Below are 785 nucleotides of genomic sequence, written 5' to 3' on the forward strand. Positions count from 1 at the left end.
AGCTAACCGGTCCCCTTAACGTTCCAGCACCGGGCAGGCGTCAGTCCGTATACATCGCCTTACGGCTTCGCACGGACCTGTGTTTTTAGTAAACAGTCGCTTCTCGCTGGTCTCTGCGGCCACCCCCAGCTCGGGAAGCAAGTCCCCTCACCAGGCGTGGCCCCCCTTCTCCCGAAGTTACGGGGGCATTTTGCCGAGTTCCTTAACCATAGTTCACCCGAACGCCTCGGTATTCTCTACCTGACCACCTGAGTCGGTTTAGGGTACGGGCCGCCATGAAACTCGCTAGAGGCTTTTCTCGACAGCATAGGATCATCCACTTCACCACAATCGGCTCGGCATCAGGTCTCAGACTATGTGAGCGGCGGATTTACCTACCACTCGTCCTACACCCTTACCCCGGGACAACCACCGCCCGGGATGGACTACCTTCCTGCGTCACCCCATCACTCACCTACTAACCGCTTGGTTCGGCGGCTCCACCACTTTCCTTTCCCCGAAGGGTCCGGAACGGCTTCACGGCCTTAGCATCACGATGCTCGATGTTTGACGCTTCACAGCGGGTACCGGAATATCAACCGGTTATCCATCGACTACGCCTGTCGGCCTCGCCTTAGGTCCCGACTTACCCTGGGCAGATCAGCTTGACCCAGGAACCCTTAGTCAATCGGCGCAAACGTTTCTCACGTTTGTATCGCTACTCATGCCTGCATTCTCACTCGTCAACCGTCCACAACTACCTTCCGGTGCTGCTTCACCCGGCAGACGACGCTCCCCTACCCATC

The 785-nt window shown here is 57.7% G+C and carries 1 rRNA gene; it reads right to left on the minus strand.

Annotation, left to right across the window (positions count from 1 at the left end):
• A 23S ribosomal RNA gene (locus IE244_RS41580) occupies positions 1-785 on the minus strand; the annotation flags it as partial.

It is taken from the genome of Streptomyces filipinensis, from assembly GCF_014649495.1.
GTDB classification, from domain to species: domain Bacteria; phylum Actinomycetota; class Actinomycetes; order Streptomycetales; family Streptomycetaceae; genus Streptomyces; species Streptomyces filipinensis.